General features: G+C 67.4%; 13 protein-coding genes and 1 pseudogene. 5 read left to right on the top strand and 9 right to left on the bottom strand.

What is annotated here, in order from left to right; genetic code table 11:
• Positions 1–17: 17 nt before the first annotated feature.
• The 3 genes and pseudogenes from ED208_RS06725 to ED208_RS06740 all read left to right on the top strand — a co-directional run.
• Positions 18–1,370: pseudogene (locus ED208_RS06725) on the top strand (amidohydrolase); the annotation flags it as partial.
• Between the two features lie 161 nt (positions 1,371–1,531).
• Complete coding sequence (locus tag ED208_RS06735; protein WP_123211101.1) at positions 1,532–2,791, top strand: amidohydrolase family protein; 1,260 nt, start codon at positions 1,532–1,534, stop codon at positions 2,789–2,791.
• Between the two features lie 264 nt (positions 2,792–3,055).
• The gene (locus ED208_RS06740; RefSeq protein ID WP_123211102.1) at positions 3,056–3,631 is read left to right on the top strand and encodes a DNA-3-methyladenine glycosylase I; all 576 of its coding nucleotides are present in this window, start codon (positions 3,056–3,058) and stop codon (positions 3,629–3,631) included.
• A gap of 128 nt (positions 3,632–3,759) precedes the next feature.
• Here ED208_RS06740 and ED208_RS06745 read toward each other — a convergent pair whose 3' ends face one another.
• The 7 genes from ED208_RS06745 to ED208_RS06775 form a co-directional block, all read right to left on the bottom strand.
• A complete protein-coding gene (locus tag ED208_RS06745) occupies positions 3,760–5,055 on the bottom strand; it encodes a sensor histidine kinase (protein ID WP_123211103.1) in 1,296 nt (431 codons plus the stop codon).
• 114 nt (positions 5,056–5,169) lie between these two features.
• Positions 5,170–6,510 carry a sigma-54-dependent transcriptional regulator gene (locus tag ED208_RS06750; RefSeq protein WP_123211104.1) on the bottom strand — a complete coding sequence of 447 codons (1,341 nt, stop codon included), beginning with the start codon at positions 6,508–6,510 and terminating at the stop codon, positions 5,170–5,172.
• A gap of 169 nt (positions 6,511–6,679) precedes the next feature.
• Positions 6,680–7,903: an ABC transporter permease gene (locus tag ED208_RS06755; RefSeq protein WP_123211105.1), complete on the bottom strand. Its 1,224-nt coding sequence runs from the start codon at positions 7,901–7,903 to the stop codon at positions 6,680–6,682.
• Positions 7,904–7,929: 26 nt separating this feature from the next.
• Entirely contained in the window at positions 7,930–9,240 is a 1,311-nt protein-coding gene (locus ED208_RS06760; protein WP_123211106.1) for an ABC transporter permease, read from the bottom strand.
• Between the two features lie 9 nt (positions 9,241–9,249).
• Positions 9,250–9,933 carry an ABC transporter ATP-binding protein gene (locus ED208_RS06765; protein ID WP_123211107.1) on the bottom strand — a complete coding sequence of 228 codons (684 nt, stop codon included), beginning with the start codon at positions 9,931–9,933 and terminating at the stop codon, positions 9,250–9,252.
• 9 nt (positions 9,934–9,942) lie between these two features.
• Positions 9,943–11,211, bottom strand: coding sequence for an efflux RND transporter periplasmic adaptor subunit (locus ED208_RS06770; protein WP_123211108.1), 1,269 nt, complete (start codon positions 11,209–11,211; stop codon positions 9,943–9,945).
• Positions 11,211–11,696 carry a hypothetical protein gene (locus tag ED208_RS06775; RefSeq protein ID WP_123211109.1) on the bottom strand — a complete coding sequence of 162 codons (486 nt, stop codon included), beginning with the start codon at positions 11,694–11,696 and terminating at the stop codon, positions 11,211–11,213. The genes ED208_RS06770 and ED208_RS06775 overlap by 1 nt, the downstream gene beginning before the upstream one ends.
• 621 nt (positions 11,697–12,317) lie before the next feature.
• On the opposite strand from ED208_RS06775, the gene ED208_RS17055 reads away from it, so the two are divergent.
• Together ED208_RS17055 and map are read left to right on the top strand one after the other, a co-directional pair.
• The gene (locus tag ED208_RS17055; RefSeq protein ID WP_148044707.1) at positions 12,318–12,821 is read left to right on the top strand and encodes a hypothetical protein; all 504 of its coding nucleotides are present in this window, start codon (positions 12,318–12,320) and stop codon (positions 12,819–12,821) included.
• A 237-nt stretch (positions 12,822–13,058) separates the two neighbouring features.
• The gene (map, locus tag ED208_RS06780; protein WP_123211110.1) at positions 13,059–13,805 is read left to right on the top strand and encodes a type I methionyl aminopeptidase; all 747 of its coding nucleotides are present in this window, start codon (positions 13,059–13,061) and stop codon (positions 13,803–13,805) included.
• Between the two features lie 117 nt (positions 13,806–13,922).
• Here map and ED208_RS06785 read toward each other — a convergent pair whose 3' ends face one another.
• Positions 13,923–15,515, bottom strand: coding sequence for a helicase HerA-like domain-containing protein (locus tag ED208_RS06785; protein WP_123211111.1), 1,593 nt, complete (start codon positions 15,513–15,515; stop codon positions 13,923–13,925).
• 73 nt (positions 15,516–15,588) lie between these two features.
• Complete coding sequence (locus ED208_RS06790; protein WP_233574887.1) at positions 15,589–16,194, bottom strand: TetR/AcrR family transcriptional regulator; 606 nt, start codon at positions 16,192–16,194, stop codon at positions 15,589–15,591.
• Positions 16,195–16,300 lie beyond the last annotated feature (106 nt).

Consider the following 16,300-nt stretch of genomic DNA (forward strand, 5'->3'; position numbering starts at 1 on the left):
GTCCCCCGAGGCTCCCCATGCGCAGATTCCAGCCCCTCGCCGCCGCATCCCTGGCTCTGGCCGCCCTGACGCTGGCGCTCGCCGCCTGCAAGAAGGACGAAGCCCCCGCCGCGCCCTTCCCCAGCACCTACACCGCGCCCGCTGCGCCAGCGGTGCTGATCACCCACGCCACCATCCTCACCGGCACCGGCCGCAAGCTGGAAGACGCCTCGCTGCTGATCCAGGACGGCAAGATCGTCGCGGTCGGCGAGGAGGTCGCGCCGCCGCCGCAGGTGGAGGTGATCGACGCCAAGGGCCGCTGGCTGACGCCGGGCCTGATCGACGCCCATTCGCACCTGGGCGTCTACCCCAGCCCGGATGTCTGGGCCACCGCCGACGGCAACGAGATGGTCGATCCGGTGACGCCCGGGGTCTGGAGCGAGCACGCGGTCTGGCCGCAGGACCCGGGCTTCGAGACCGCGCGCGCCGGCGGCGTCACCAGCCTGCTGGTGCTGCCGGGCTCCGGCAATCTCATCGGCGGCCGGGGCAGCGTGCTCAAGAACGTGCCCTCGGTCAGCTACCAGGGCATGAAGTACCCCGGCGCGCCCTACTCGCTGAAGATCGCCTGCGGCGAAAACCCCAAGCGCGTCTACGGCAAGGACGGCCAGCGCGCGCCGATGACCCGCATGGGCAATGTCGCCGGCTACCGTGCCGCCTTCGCCAAGGCCAAGGAGTACCTGAAGAAGCAGGAGGCCGGCGGCGGCGAGGAACGCGACCTGGGCATGGAAACCCTGGCCGGCGTGCTCAAGGGCGATATCCTGGTGCAGAACCACTGCTACCGCGCCGACGAGATGGAGACCATGCTCGATGTCGCCAAGGAGTTCGGCTTCAAGATCACCACCTTCCACCACGCGGTGGAGGCCTACAAGATCGCCGACCGGCTCGCCGAGGAAGGCGTCTGCGCCGCGCTCTGGGCCGACTGGTGGGGCTTCAAGCTAGAGGCTTTCGACGGCATCCGCGAGAACGTCGCCATGGTCGACGCGGCGGTCAGCAAAGACGGCGCGCGCGGCTGCGCGATCGTGCATTCCGACGATCCCTACGGCATCCAGCGCCTCAACCAGGAAGCCGCCAAGGCGATGGCCGCCGGCCGCCGCGCCGGCTACGTGATCCGCGACGAGGACGCCATCGCCTGGATCACCAGCAACCCCGCCAAGGCCATCGGCATCGGCGAGCTGACCGGCAGCCTGGAGCCGGGCAAGGCCGCCGATCTGGTGCTGTGGAACGGCACGCCGTTCTCCAGCTATGCCCGCGCCGACCGCGTCTACATCGACGGCGTACTGCGCTTCGACCGCTACACGCCGAAGCCGGTGGAAAGCGACTTCGCGCTCGGCCTTGCCCCGCCGGAAGAGCAGGAAGCCGGCACGCCGCTGACCGCGCCCTCGGCGGCGATCCCCGCCAGCGCTGCGCCGAAGACGGAGATCGCGCCGACCGCCAGCCCCGCCGAACCCGCCCCCACCGAACCGGCTGCGGCCGCCGCCTCGGAGACCCAGCCATGAACCGCCATCCCTGGTTGCGCCGCGCCCGCGTGCTGGCGCCGCTGGCCCTCGCCCTGGCGCTGCCGGCGCAGGCCGGCCTGCTCGCCATCACCAACGCCAAGCTCTACACCGTCAGCGGCGGCGCGCTGGAGAACGCCACCCTGCTGATCCGCAATGACCTGATCGAGGCGGTCGGCGTTGGCCTGCCGGTGCCGGAGGGCGCCAAGGTGATCGACGCCGCCGGCGCCAGCGTCACCCCCGGCCTGTTCGACGCCTACACCCACATCGGTCTGGAAGAGATCAGCGGCATCGACGAAACCCGCGACGACGCCGGCGGCAACCCGCGCTACAGCGCCGCGCTGGACGTGCTCGATGGCCTCAACCCGCGCTCGGTGCTGATCCCGGTCAACCGCATCGAGGGCATCACCCAGGCGATGAGCGCGCCCACCACCGGCGAGGGCGGGCCGCTGCTGGCCGGCCGTGGCGCGGTGATCAACCTGGGCCAGCTCGGCCCGCAGAACTTCATCGCCCGCGCCCACGCCGCGCAGTTCGTACCGTTTGGCGAGGCGGCGATGGCGCAGTTGCACGGCGGCCGGCCGACGGTACTGCTGGCGCTGCGCGAGGCCTTCCAGGAAGTGCGCAACGGCGGCCACAGCGGCGTGCAGCGCGACTCCCTGCTCGGCGCGCTGGACATCGAAGCCCTGCGCCCGGTGCTCAGCGGCGAGCAGCCGCTGGTGGTCGACGTGCAGCGCGCCGCCGACATCCGCGCCCTGCTCAAGTTCGCCGACGACTACGGCATCAAGCTGGTGATCCACGGCGGCGCCGAGGCGCATCTGGTCGCGCGCGAACTCGCCGAGAAGCAGGTGCCGGTGATCCTCGACCCCACCTACAACCTGCCGATCCACTTCGAGGCCCTGGCCGCGCGCGCCGACGCCGCTGCCATCCTGCACCGCGCCGGCGTGCTGCTGGCGTTTTCCGCCGCCAGCGACATGGGCAGCCACAACAGCCGCAACATCCGCCAGCTGGCCGGCAACGCCGTCGCCTACGGCCTGCCCTGGAGCGCGGCACTGGCGGCAGTCACGCTCAACCCGGCCAAGGTCTATGGCCTCGATTCCACAGTCGGCAGCCTCGAGGCCGGCAAGCAGGCCAACTTCGTGATCTGGGACGGCGATCCGCTGGAAGTCACCAGCTTTCCCAAACAGGTCTACGCCGCCGGTGTCGCCATCCCGATGAGCAGTCGGCAGACGCAGTTGCGGGATCGTTATGGCAAGCGGTAACGCCATGAAAAAGAACAACAACGTTCGCGAGATACCAGTTTCATATCTGCACTCCGACGGAAAGCTGTGGGAAGGCTTGAGAGTGGTCCACGGTACTGCGTCGATTCGCCAAGTCGTGGTTTATGAAGGTCGCTACATTCGCGACGATTGGACTTATGGTCCAGGCGAAGACGGCAGGATGGCGGCAGTGGCTGGCCAGATAATGTTTGAGTTCGCAACTAGCAGGACACTGAGCGCACAGCCCTATAGACCGGGGGCCTTACGGTGGTAGTCGCGTCGCCGCTTTCGCGCTGCCCCTGGAGCCTCTCCACGCCCCAGTATCAGCAGTATCACGATGAAGAGTGGGGCCGCCCCTGCCATGACGAGCAGCGGCTGTTCGAGATGCTGCTGCTGGAAGGCGCGCAGGCGGGCTTGAGCTGGCGCACGATTCTGGAAAAGCGCGAGGGCTATCGCCTGCTGTTCGACCAGTTCGACGCGAAGAAGATGGCGCGCTACACCGACGCGCAGTTGGAAAAGAAGCTGCTGGACCCGCGCATCGTGCGCAACCGGCTCAAGGTCTTCGGCTTCCGCCGCAATGCGCGGGCCTACCTGAAGCTCTGCGAGGAATTCGGCAGCCTCGACGCCTGGCTGTGGCAGCAGGTCAGCGGCCAGCCGGTCGTCAATCACTGGACGGCGATGGGACAGGTCCCCGCCAGCACGCCGCTTTCGGATTCGATCAGCAAGGCGCTGAAGAAACGCGACTTCACCTTTGTCGGCTCCACCATCATCTACGCCTATCTGCAGGCGGTGGGGGTGGTCAACGACCATCTCACGACCTGCTTTTGCTACGACCAAAAGTAGCGCGCGGCGACTCCCCTCTCCCCTCGTGGGAGAGGGGAACAGTGCGTGGTGGGCGTAGCCCACCGTGCCATCTCAAATGTGTATGCGGTGGGCTGCGCCCACCCTACAACAAGGGGAGAGGGGAAAGATCAGGCGGGCAGGATCAAGCGCACTTCCAGCCCACCGCCCTCGCGATTGGCGAGTACCAGCCGGCCCTCGTGGGCCTCGACGATCTCGCGGCAGAGCGTGAGCCCCAGGCCGGTGCCCTCGCTCTTGGTCGAGTAGAACGGCAGCAGGGCGTTGGCGAGTACCGTTTCCGACATGCCCGGGCCACGGTCCTGAACCCGCAGTACAAAGGCGCCGCCCTCGTCGCGTACCGTCAGCGTCACCGCCTCGGCGGCGCTGCCGGATTCGTGGGCGTTCTTGATCAGGTTGATCAGCACCTGCTGGATCTGCGCGGCGTCGAAGCGGCCGGGGCGCGTCGGCGGCGGCTCGCTCAGCCCCACCCGCACCGCCGCCTGCAGACCGGCCAGGAACGGCGTCCATTCCACGTTCTCCAGCCGTGGTCGCGGCAGCTTGGCGAAGCGCGCGTAGTCCTCCAGGAACCCTTTGAGCCGCTGGGCGCGGTCGTCGATGGTGTCGAACACCAGATTGAGCTTGTCGGTGCGGCCCTGCTCGGCGAGCAGACGGCCGCTGTGGGCCATCGAGGCGATCGGCGCCAGCGAGTTGTTCAGCTCGTGGCTGATGACGCGGATCACTTTCTTCCAGCTCTCCAGCTCCTGCCGGTTCAACTCGCGGGTGAGCCGCTTGAACAGATGCAGGTGATGCTCGCGGGTGTTGAGCATGAAGCGGCGATGGGTGACGTGATAGACCTCCGGCTCCTCGCCACCGGCGATGGTGTAGAGGCCGTCAGCCTCGGCCTGCGCCGCCTCGCGTAGCGTCTCCGGCGCCTGCTCCAGCAGGGCCGGAAACCGCAGCCCCTCCATCTTGCGGCCCTCGTGGAACAACTGGCGTGCCGAGGCATTGGCGTAGAGCACCGCGCCCTGGGCATTGGTCAGCACCAGCGCCCATGGCGTGGTCTGGATCACCGTGTCGAGCAGCAGCTCGCGCTGGAACAGTTCCTGGCGCTCGCTGCGCAGCACGTCGCCGATGTGGTTGTAGAGCGTGGCCAGCTCGCCCAGCTCGTCGTGACGATCCACGGCGATGGACAACGAGTAGTCGCCATCGCGAAAGCCGGCGACGCCGTCGCGCAGCACCCGCAGGTAACGGGTGATCGGCCGCATCACCCGGCGCAGGGCCAGCAGCGACAGCGGCAGCAGGATCAGCAGCGCGAACAGCGTGGCGTGCGCGGGCGGCGCGTCGATCCGCGCCAGCCAGGCGGTCAGCGCCACGCTGACCAGCACCACGAACGCGATCAGCAGGCCCAGGCGGGCCTCCAGGGACATGGCGGATTTCGGACTGCGGATTTCGGATTTTGGAACGGCCATGCGGCTAACCATCGCTGTTCAATCCGCAATCCGCAATCCGCAGTTCGCAAGCCGCGACAGGGGCTGTCGCACTCAGGCCGCCAGCCCGAACTTCTCCATGCGCCGGTACAGCGCCTGGCGCGACAGCCCCAGCTCGCGGGCGGCGATGGCGATGACGCCGTTGGCGTTGTCCAGGGCGCGCTGCACCGCCTCCTTGTCGGACTCGGCGGCCCCGGCCTCGGTGCCGGGAGCGACCGCCTTCTGTAAACCCAGATCGGCCGGCTGGATCTCGGCGCCGGCGGCGAGGATGCAGGCGCGCTTCACGCTGTTCTGCAACTCGCGGACATTGCCCGGCCAGGGGTGCGCCAGCAGCGCCCGCTCGGCCTCGGCGCTGAAGCTGTGGGCGCCATCGAGAAAGGCCCGCGCCAGCGGCAGCACATCGTCGCGGCGGCTGGCCAGGGCCGGGACATGCAGCTCGATGACGTTGAGGCGGTAGTAGAGATCCTCCCGGAACGTGCCGGCCCTGATCGCCGCGCGCAGATCGGCATTGGTGGCGCTGATGACGCGCACCTGCACCTTGCGGGTCTGGCTGCTGCCCAGGCGCTCGAACTGGCCGGTCTGCAAGACCCGCAGCAGCTTCACCTGCCCTTCCAGCGACAGCGTGCCCAGCTCGTCGAGAAACAGCGTGCCGCCGTCGGCGGCCTCGAAGCGCCCCGGCCGTGCCTTGTTGCCGGCACCGGTGTAGGCGCCGGGTTCGGCGCCGAACAACTCGGCGCTCACCAGCTCGGCCGGAATGGCGCCGACGTTGACGCGGATGAAGGGTCCGTCGCTGACGCTGGAATTGGCCTGGATGATCTCGGCGATCTTCTCCTTGCCGGCGCCGTTGGGGCCGGTGATCAGCACCGGCACCTCGGCGCGCGCGACGCGGGTGGCGAGCGACACCGTCTCGTGCATGGCGTCGCTCTCGTAGACCAGGCCGCAGAGATCGAAGGCCCCCGCCACCTTGCGCCGCACCACCTGCCGCGCCGATTGAAGGCGGCGGTTCTCGCGGGTGGCGGCGTGCAGACGCAGCAGGTTGTGCACGGTGGTGAGCAGCTTGCGGTCGTCCCAGGGCTTGCCCAGGTAGTCGGCCGCGCCCTCTTTCATCAGGGTCACCGCCGTTTCCAGATTGGTCCAGGCGGTGAGCAGGATGATCGGCAGCTCCGGCTCGCGGGTGCGGATGGCGCGGAACAACTCCACGCCCTCCTCGCCGGAGGTGGTATCGCGCTGGAAGTTCATGTCCTGCACCACCAGATCGACCGCCGACTCGTCGAGCACCGCCAGCGCCTCGTCCGGCGAGTGCGCGAGCAGCGTCTTCAGGCCGTGCAGCGAGAACAGCAAGTCCAGCGCGGTACAGACCGCGAGGTTGTCGTCAACAATCAGGACCGTGCTCATTGCGGATTGCGGATCTCGGATTTCGGATTGAACAGCGGGGCGCCGTTGCTTACTGGCGGGGTGGATCGAGATAGCGGAGCCGCCCTGCGCTGTCTGCTTACCTCGGCTTTAGTTCTAGTCATGCCCGCCACTCTGCCCTCCGCAATCCGCAATCCGCAATCCGCAATCGTCATACGCTGCGGGTCGCCAGCGCCGGCGAGAGCTTGGCGGCGCGCAGCGCCGGGCCGAGTACGGCGACGACACCCAGCAAGAGCATCAGCAGCACGCCGCTCAGCAGATAGTCCAGCGGCAGGCGCGGCACCGACAGCTCGCTCATCAGCACGCCGTTGAGGCCCCAGGCGGCGAGCACGCCGACGGCGATGCCGGCGCTGGTGATGATCAGGTTCTCGGTGAGGAAGTAGCGGACGATGTCGCCCCGGGTGGCGCCCAGCGCGCGGCGCACGCCGATCTGCTTGCGACGCAGGTTCACCCACAGGCTGGCCATGCCGACGATGCCGCTGGCGGTGACGCCGAGCAGGAACACCGTCACCGATACCAGCAGCCAGGCCAGCGCGCGCTCGCCACGGTAGCGGCGGTCGCGCATCTCCTGGATCGAATACTGGCCGTTGCTGACACGGCCGGGCTCGTTCTTTTCCAGCGCCTCCTCCATGGCCTTGCGCACCTGCGCCTCGGCGCCCGGCGCGGCGCGCACCACGTAGTGATTGAAAGGATTGAGGTAGCGCGCCGGAAACACCACTGCGTACTCGTTGCCCGGGCCGGTCTGCGCCCAGGGCGTGGTGAAGCGCTCGATCACGCCGATCACCCGCAACTCCTCGGAGTCGGGGGTATTGCCCTGATAGAAGACCCGGCCGACGAACTGGCTCTGCCCCGGAAACAGGGCCTCGGCCAGCCGCCGCGTGAGCAGCACGCCGGTGGGCGGCGGGTTCTGCACCTTGGGGTCGATGTTGACGATCTCGTCGTCGCGAAAACCGCGCCCCTCGACCAGCTTCAGGCCGAAGGTTTCCAGCAGGCGACCGCCGTCGAAGTACAGGCCGGCGCTCTGGTTGGGGGCGGTCGGCACCCGCTCGGTGGCAAAGGTGGAGCTCCAGCCGCTGCGCCCCATCGGCACCTGGTTGGTGACGGTGACCGACTCCACGCCGGGGATCGCGCGCAGGGCGTCGAGGTCGGTCTGGATCAGGTTGGCGAGGTCGATCTGCGAGAACAGGATCGGCCGCTGGGTGAGGATGCGCGACTCGGCATCGACGCCGGAGTCGCGCTGCGAGACCGCCAGGCGCTCGCGGATCACCGAGGCGGAGTTGCTGATGATCGCCAGCGTCAGCGCCACCTGGGTGGCGATCAGCAGCGCGCCGGTGAGGTTGTGGCGCAGCGCGGAGAGGATGGGACGGATTTCCATGCGAGGGCTCCTTGAGGGCGCGCGGATTACTGCGATTTGAGTTGCAGCGCGGGCACCACCTGCGTCGCGCGCAGGGTGGGCAGCAGGCCGGCGATCACTGCCGCCAGCACCGACAGCAGCACGGTGGTGGCGAGCATGGTCGGGTCCATGCGCGCGTACTGCTCGAGGTTTGGCGACTGCTTGGCCAGCAGATGCAGCATGCCGAACGCGCCGGCGACACCGATGATGCTGCCGACCAGCCCCAGCGCCGCCGCCTCGCTCAGGTATTGCAGGAAGATCTGCGAGCGGGTGGCGCCGAGGGCGCGGCGCACGCCGATCTCCGCCGTGCGGGCGGTGAACTTGGCGAGCAAGAGGCCAATGGTGTTGACCAGACAGACGCTCAGGAAGCCGAAGGCCAGCCAGGTTTGCAGCCGGGTGTCGTCGTCCACCACCTCGATCTCCTGCAACCACTCGCGCACGTTGTAGAGCGCGCTCTTGTCCGGGCGCGGCAGTCGGCCGAGCTGCTTCTGCCGCTGCACGTAGGCGCTCAGGTAGTCGCGGTATTCGGCACGCTCGGCCTCCGAGCCCAGCTCCACCCAGTAGCGCAGCCAGATGCACTCGGAGCGCATCAGGCCCTCGAAGCCAGGGTCGGCATTGCTGTAGCAGCTGGTATTGCCGGAGACATCGCGGTGCGCGGCCAGGGCGGTGCTGAGCGGTATGAAGATGTCGTCGGCATCGCTGCCGGCGCTGGAGTTGCCGTCCATGCGGTAGAACTTCGGCGTCGGCTTCCAGTCGTGGAGCACGCCGACCACGCGGAACTCCTCGCTGTCCATGCGCAGGTTTCGGCCGATGGCCGACTCCTTGCCAAAGAGTTTTTCGGCCAGGGGCGCGGCGATCACCGCCACCCGCGCCTCGCTGCGGTCCTCGGCGGCGGTCCAGGCGCCACCGGCGATGAAGGGCGCATCCATCATCGCGAAGAAGTCGGCATCCACCGCCACGCCGTCCGCGAAGAAGTTCTTCACGCCTTCCTTGTTGGGATAGACGATGCCGGAGATGCCGTAGAGCCCGGTGCGGCGCAGGCCCTTGGCGTCTTCGCGCAGATTGCGCACGTCGGTCCAGGTGAGGATGCCGGGCAGCTTCTCGTCGGTGTCGTTGAAGTCCAGCGGATAGTTGTCGAGCTTGAGCGTAAGCAGGCGCGAACTCTTCTGCGGGATCGGATCACCGGACATCATGTACAGCACGGTGAGCGTGGACATGCTGGCGGCAACGCCCACCGCCAGGGTGAGGATGATCAGCGCAGTGAGCACCGGCGAGCGCCGCAGGTTGCGGAAGCCGAGTTGCAGGTAATAGCCGAGCATGGCGCGCTCCTAGGCGGCGAGGCGCTGGTCGAGGTCGGACACCTGGCCATCCATCACATGGATGTTGCGGTGCACGCGGCGCGCCAGCTCGGGATCGTGGGTGACCATGACGATGGTGGTGCCCTGGGCGTTGATCTCTTCCAGCATGTTCATCACCTCGCGCGCCATCAGCGAGTCGAGATTGCCGGTGGGTTCGTCGGCGAGCAGGATGCGCGGCGAGCCGGCCAGCGCGCGGGCGATGGCGACGCGCTGCTGCTGACCGCCGGAGAGCTGCGAGGGCAGATGCTGGTGGCGCGAGGCCAAGCCCACGCGTTCCAGCGCCTCGGTGATCCGCCGCTTGCGCTCGCTGCCGGCCATGCCGCGATAGCGCAGCGGCACATCGACGTTGTCGTAGACGTTGAGATCGGGGATCAGATTGAAGGACTGGAAGATGAAGCCGATCTTGACGTTGCGCAGCCGCGAGCGCGCATGGTCGGAGAGCTTGCTGACATCCTCGCCGTCGAGCCGGTAGGTGCCGGCCTCGAAGGTTTCCAGCAGGCCGGCGATGTTGAGGAAGGTGGTCTTGCCCGAGCCGCTGGGGCCGGTCACCGCCACGAACTCGCCTTCGGCGACGCGCAGGCTGAGCGAGCGCAGGGCATAGGTCTGGACCAGATCGGTCCGGTAGATCTTCTGTACGCCATCCATCTGCAGCATGTTCGTCTCCTAGTTACGAATCGAAACGGTTTCGGCGCCTTCAAAGGCCTGGTCACCGGAAATCACCACCTGCTCGCCGGCCTCGACGCCGGACACAATCTCCACCTGGTTGATCGAGATCGCTCCCAGGGTGACCGGCGTGCGTACCGCCACGCCGTCGCGCACCACATAGACGTAGCGCCCGCCGCCGGCCTCGATGAACGGCCCGCGCGGCAGACGCAGCACGTCCTGGCGTTGGTCGAGCACTATGCGCACGCTCACCCGCTGGTTCTGGCGCAGCTCCGGCGGCTTGCCGCCGGTGAAGGCGACGCGGCCGGTGACCTGGTTGTTGGCGACCTCCGGCGAGATCGCGGTGAGCCGCGCCGGGAAGGTCTGGCTGCCCAGGCGCACTTCCGCTGGCATCTCCAGGCCCAGGCTGTCGGCATAGGTCTCCGGCACTTGGATCTCCACTTCCAGCGCCGAGAGATCGACCACGGTCATCAGCGCCTGATTGGCGGCCACCGCCGCGCGCTGCAAGACCGAGAGCGTGCCGATCACGCCATTCACCGGCGCGACGATGCGCAGCTCCTCGGCGCGGCGACGCATGTTGTCCACCACCAGTTGCTGGCGCTCCAGCTCCAGCGCGCGGCCGCGCAGTTGCAGGTCCAGACTCTTGCCCTGCAGGCGCACTTCCTCCTGGGCGTGGCGATGGCGCAACTGGGCGTTGATGAGTTCGTCGGCGCGGCGGTCCACTTCCATGATCGGCAGCACGCCCATGCCGTAGGCCTCCTGCGCACGCTTGCGCTCGCGCTCGGCGCCTTCCTCGGCGACCTTGGCGAGATCGACCGCCTGCTGGTTTTGCAGGCGCCGGGTTTCCACCTCCAGGCGCTCGCGCTGGAAGCTGGCGCGCAGACCGGCGAGATTGGCCTCTTCCTGCGCGTACTGGTTCTGGATTTCCGGGCTGTCGAGTTCCGCCAGCAACTGGCCCTGCTCGACGCGATCACCGGCATTGACCTTGAGATTGATGGTGCCCACCGCCGGCGCGTACAGCGTGGGGCTGACCGCCGCCACCACCCGGCCCTGGGCGGAGACATCGGCGATGAACTCGCCGCGACTCACCGTCGCCAGCCGCAGGCTCTCGGCCGCCGCCACGCGCTGGCCGCCACCGGCGCGCAGGGCAGCCCAGACCAGCAGGGCCAGCAGTGCCGCCGCAGCGGCGATCATCAACCCGCGCCGGCGAAAGCGCGGCGCGCGCTCCAGCGGGATGTCCTGCCCCGCCGTGCTCGGGATGCCTGCCATTAGCCCTGCACCTCCAGCGGCTGGCGCTTGAAGCCCAGGCTGCGCCAGACCGCGTGCAGCCAGTTGCGCGACTTGGCCGGGCGCTGCTGCAAGGCCGCGAACTGCCGCTCCGACTGCTGCGCGCGCCACTCGGCCACGCTGTAGTTGCGCGCCGGGGTGACGATCACCTTGTCCAGCAGCACCGGCGCCGCCTCGGCCACCATTTGCTGACGACGCGCCTGGCGGCTCTTCCACTCGGCAGCGGTGTAGCGGCCCTTGGGCGTGACGACTACCTGCTCCAGCAGCACCGGCTGCGCGGCGGCGGCCTGGCTCAGGCCGGCGGCATAGGTGACGCCGGCGCTGTAAACGACCGGGGCGGTGTAGACCACCGGCGCGGTATAGGTGACCGGCTGGTTGTAGGTGATGCCCGCCGCGCTGGCGGCGGTGACACCGAACGCGAGGCCGAGAGCGGCGAAGGCGGTGAGGGACTTGAGCGAGTGGGTCATGGCGGAACTCCTTGCGGTGGCTTGCAAGACGGTTAAAGCCAGGCGCGTGCCAAGCTTGCCAAGTTCCCTAAGTTATTAATTTATTGATGTTTTATGTTTTTAGCGCACCCCAAAATGCTGTCCGAGGGCGGACAGCGGACACTGTGGCGGACACTTTTCGCTGACTGGCGGACAGCTTGTCCGGACGCCAGAGCGCAGCGCGAACGCTTGCAAACAGCTTGGCCCAGACCTGCGCACGGTTGCGGCCCTCGTCGGACTCTCGTCCCCGTAACGTCCATGAAGCAACAGCCCAACATTGCGACGCGCTGGACGCCGGCAACAGCCTTCCACTAGGCTCGTCATTAAGCGCGGGTGGGACCGCTGCTTTTCGCCAAACAAGGGAAAGACAGGGATGACGCTTTCGCTGACGTATAACTCGGGGCCATTTTCTGCGCCCGGTTTCCATTCTTTATTTCCGTCAGACACTTGTCTGGCACCCCACACCGGACTGCGCGCAACGTTCTGTCGAGTTAGCCGTCACGGGCGGCAGATTAGGCGTCACGGCTTGCAACCTAATTGGCGTTGGGTCATCTGCATGTTTAAAACAAGAAATATCCAGTCAAATATCAAAGAGATCTCGAAATGAAAAAGCACCTTGTATTTGTTATCGCACTTTCTGCGGGATTGATTTCCTGCGCAACTAATAGAGCCTCCGAAACAGACCCGCACGCCGAGATTTTGTTAAAAAGAAACAATCTTGGAGGCATATCTAATACCGTATTCTTTACGTGCGGCGACGATGAATGCATCGATAAAAATAAAACTGATAGGCTTTTTGTTTTTAGCTGGGCAACAGCCGATGAAAAAAACATCCTTATACCGGTCAACAAGCCTTTTCCTCTCTTTGCCACCTCCGGGCGCGTAACGGGGGCAACCAACACCACGGGAACTCCTGGCGTGTATCAACTTACGGGAGTTAGTTGCGCCGATCTTATTCAATTCATGCCGCAAGCGGGAAAGAGATACGAGGTTGTTCAAACTAACGCTTTTCCGAATTGCCCTGTAGCCGTCCGTGACGCGGCGACCAATGAAATCGTTCCTACGAAGTCGTTGCCAATTAAAGGCAGTGCGTTTGGCGTTCAATGAAACTTACATGCCCCAAAAGTTATGTGCTGGGGCCCAACAATGTATTCAAGCGGACGGGCTACGCCCGCCGCTTAATTTGAGCGTTGAGGCTGTAGAAAAATCCGCGCAGGGGAAATGAGGCGGAGCAGTTTTCTGCCGGACACCCTCGCCGTTTGGATTGATCGAAGACCAGTGCGCCGGCTCGACTTCAGCACGAGTATCCTCGCGCAATCTCGCCACGCTCAGATTGCCAGCACCATGACCATCGAAACCGAAGACGACATCGCCGCGCTCAAGCGTATCGGCAGGATCGTCTCCTACGTCCTGCAGGAGATGCTCGATACCGCCGAGCCGGGCATGACCACGCGCGAGCTGGATGCGCTGGGCGAGACGCTGCTGGAACGCCACGGAGCGCACTCGGCGCCGAAGCTCAGCTACGGCTTTCCGGGTTCGACCTGCATCAGCATCAACGAGGAAGCCGCGCACGGCATCCCGGGTGAGCGGGTGATTCGCGCGGGCGACGTGCTGAACGTCGATGTCTCCGCCGAACTGGACGGCTACTTTGCGGACACCGGCGGGACGCGCGTGGTGCCGCCGGGCAACCCGCAGAAGACGCGCCTGTGCCACGCCACTCGCACGGCGCTGGAAAACGCCATGCAGCAGGCCCGTGCCGGCCGGCCGATCAATGGCATTGGCGCGGCCATCGAGCGCACGGCGAAGACCTATGGCTTTCGCGTGATCGAGAACCTCGCCAGCCATGGCGTCGGACGTGCGCTGCACGAAGCCCCCGAGCACATCCCCGGCTACTTTGATCCGGCCGACCGGCGTGTGCTGGAGGAAGGCATGGTCATCACCATCGAGCCCTTCCTCTCGACCAAGAGCCGCATCGTGAAGGAGACCTCCGATGGCTGGACCCTGGTCGGAGCGCCGGGCAACCTGTCGGCGCAGTACGAGCACACGATGATCATCACCAAGGGCGCACCCATCGTCGTCACGCTGCACTGAGGGCGCGTCAACGCGGGCTGAGCCGCCGGAAGCGCAGAACTTCCGGCGGCTTTGCTTTTTGCTGGGGCCGCAATTCGATATGACGCGCTACGGCAGTGCAGCGCCACCCGCCGCCCGCTAGCGCTTGCTCAGCGAGCCCAGCACCCCACGCAGCAACTGCCGCCCGATCTCGCGCCCCACCTGCGAGCCGGCGCTGCGGATCACGCTCTTGATCGCCGCTTCGGTGACGCTCTGGCGGTTGGACGGCCGTGGCGCTGGCGCCGGGCGGCTGGGGGCGGGCGCACGCGTCACCGGCGGCGCACGGCGGGCGACGGGGGCCGGCTCGGGCTCCGGCGCGCCGGGCGCGCGCTGGCGCGACATCGTCTCCCACCAGTTGCCCAGGCTGCCGCCCCCACTGCTGGTCGTCGCTGTGGGCGCGGGTGCGGGTGCGGCGGCGGGGGCGGGCTCGGTCAACAGTTCGTAGGCGGACTCGCGGTCCTGAACCTGGTCGTACTTGCCGGCGAAGGGGCTGTGTTGCAGACATTGCGCGCGCTCCTCCGCCGTGAGCGCGCCCATACGCGAACGCGGCGGGCGGATCTTCACGCGGTCCACCACCGCCGGCACGCCGCCGTCCTGCAGGGTGCTGACCAGGGCCTCGCCGACGCCCAGCTCCATGATCGCCTCGGCGGTCTTGAAACGCGGATTGGGGCGGAAGGTTTCGGCGGCGGCCTTCACCGCCTTCTGGTCGCGCGGGGTGAAGGCGCGCAGCGCGTGCTGCACGCGGTTGCCGAGCTGTCCCAGAACGCTCTCCGGCAGGTCCAGCGGGTTCTGGGTGACGAAGTACACGCCCACGCCCTTGCTGCGGATCAGGCGCACCACCTGCTCCACTTTTTCGACCAGGGCCTTGGGCGCGTCGTTGAACAGGAGATGCGCCTCGTCGAAGAAGAACACCAGCTTGGGTTTGTCGAGGTCACCGGCCTCGGGCAGGTTCTCGAACAGCTCGCTGAGCAGCCAGAGCAGGAAGGTCGCGTACAGGCGCGGCTTGCGGTAGAGCACATCGGCGGCAAGGACGTTGACGATGCCGCGACCGCCCGGCTCGCACAGCAGGAAGTCGTTGAGGTCCAGCGCCGGCTCGCCGAAGAAGTGTTCGGCGCCGTCGGCTTCGAGCTGGATCAGCCCGCGCTGGATGGCGCCGACGCTGGCGGTGGAGACCAAGCCGTAGTCCGCACCCAGCGACTTGGCGTTGGCGCTGACGTGGTTGAGCGCGGCGCGCAGGTCCTTGAAGTCGAGCAGCAGCAGGCCCTGGTCGTCGCAGTACTTGTAGACCAGCGAGAGCACCGCCTCCTGCACGTCGGAAAGATCCAGCAGGCGCGCCAGCAGGATCGGCCCCAGCTCGCTGACGGTGGCGCGCACCGGGTGGCCGCTCTTGCCGAACACGTCCCAGAACACCACCGGATTGGCGCTCGGCGTCCAGCCCGGCATACCGGTAGCGGCGGCGCGTTCCAGCAGCTTGGGGCTGGCCACGCCCGGCGCGGCGATGCCGGAGAGATCGCCCTTCACGTCGGCGGCGAACACCGGCACGCCGATCTCGCTGAAGCCTTCGGCGAGCACTTGCAGGGTGATGGTCTTGCCGGTGCCGGTGGCGCCCGCGACCAGGCCGTGGCGGTTGGCGTAGCGGGCCAGCAGAGTGCAGGCGGCTTCGCCGCTGCCAATCAGGAGGTCTTGGGACATGGACGGGGCTCGGACAGGAGCCACTATCTTTCCCCGCGCACCGCCGCTCGGCAATGGCCGCCGCGCGCCAGCCTCAGGCGCCCTGCTCCGACGGCGCCGTGCGCGTGCCCGGCAGCAGGGTGCGGATCAGGAAGCGCAGATAGTCGTTGAACTGCCCGCCGGCCGGCAGCGCCGCCGGGTCGTCGCGGCGCATCCGCACCGTGCCCATGAAGATGCAGAACGCGAAGGTCGCCGAGTGCGCCGCCTGCTCCTCGCCGTAGCCGAGCGCGCGGTAGCAGTCCTGAAGGTAGCCGCGCCAGCACGCCGAAACCCGCTGCGCCGCCGCCCGTACCAGCGGGTGCTCGGAGCCGGACAGCGCCAGCAGCAGCTTTTCGGTGCGGACGTCGGTGTTGGCCAGCTCGCGGAACAGGGTGAGCATGCGTTCCAGCGGTGTGGCCTCCTGCTCGGCCCGGGCGATCACCGCCGCCGACTCGCGCTGCTCCCAGAGCGTGAGCGCCGCCTGCAACAGGGCGTCGCGGTTGGGGTAGTGCCAGTAGAACGAGCCCTTGGTGACGCCCAGGGCGCGCGCCAGCGGCTCCACCGCCACGGCGTCCAGACCGCCATGGGCGAGGGCGTCCAGCGCGGCGGCGGCCCAGTGTTCGGCACTGAGGCTCTGCTTGCTGGGAACGGGCGGGCGCACTACGGGCTCCATACGGCGGCGTATTGCCAGGGGGCGCGATAGTGCAGTGGCGCGGGCGATGCGGGCAAGGCTAGCGCGCGCGCCTTGGGGTTCGCTCGCGTGGGCA

The sequence above is a fragment of the Stagnimonas aquatica genome, from assembly GCF_003730135.1.
GTDB lineage: Bacteria > Pseudomonadota > Gammaproteobacteria > Nevskiales > Nevskiaceae > Stagnimonas > Stagnimonas aquatica.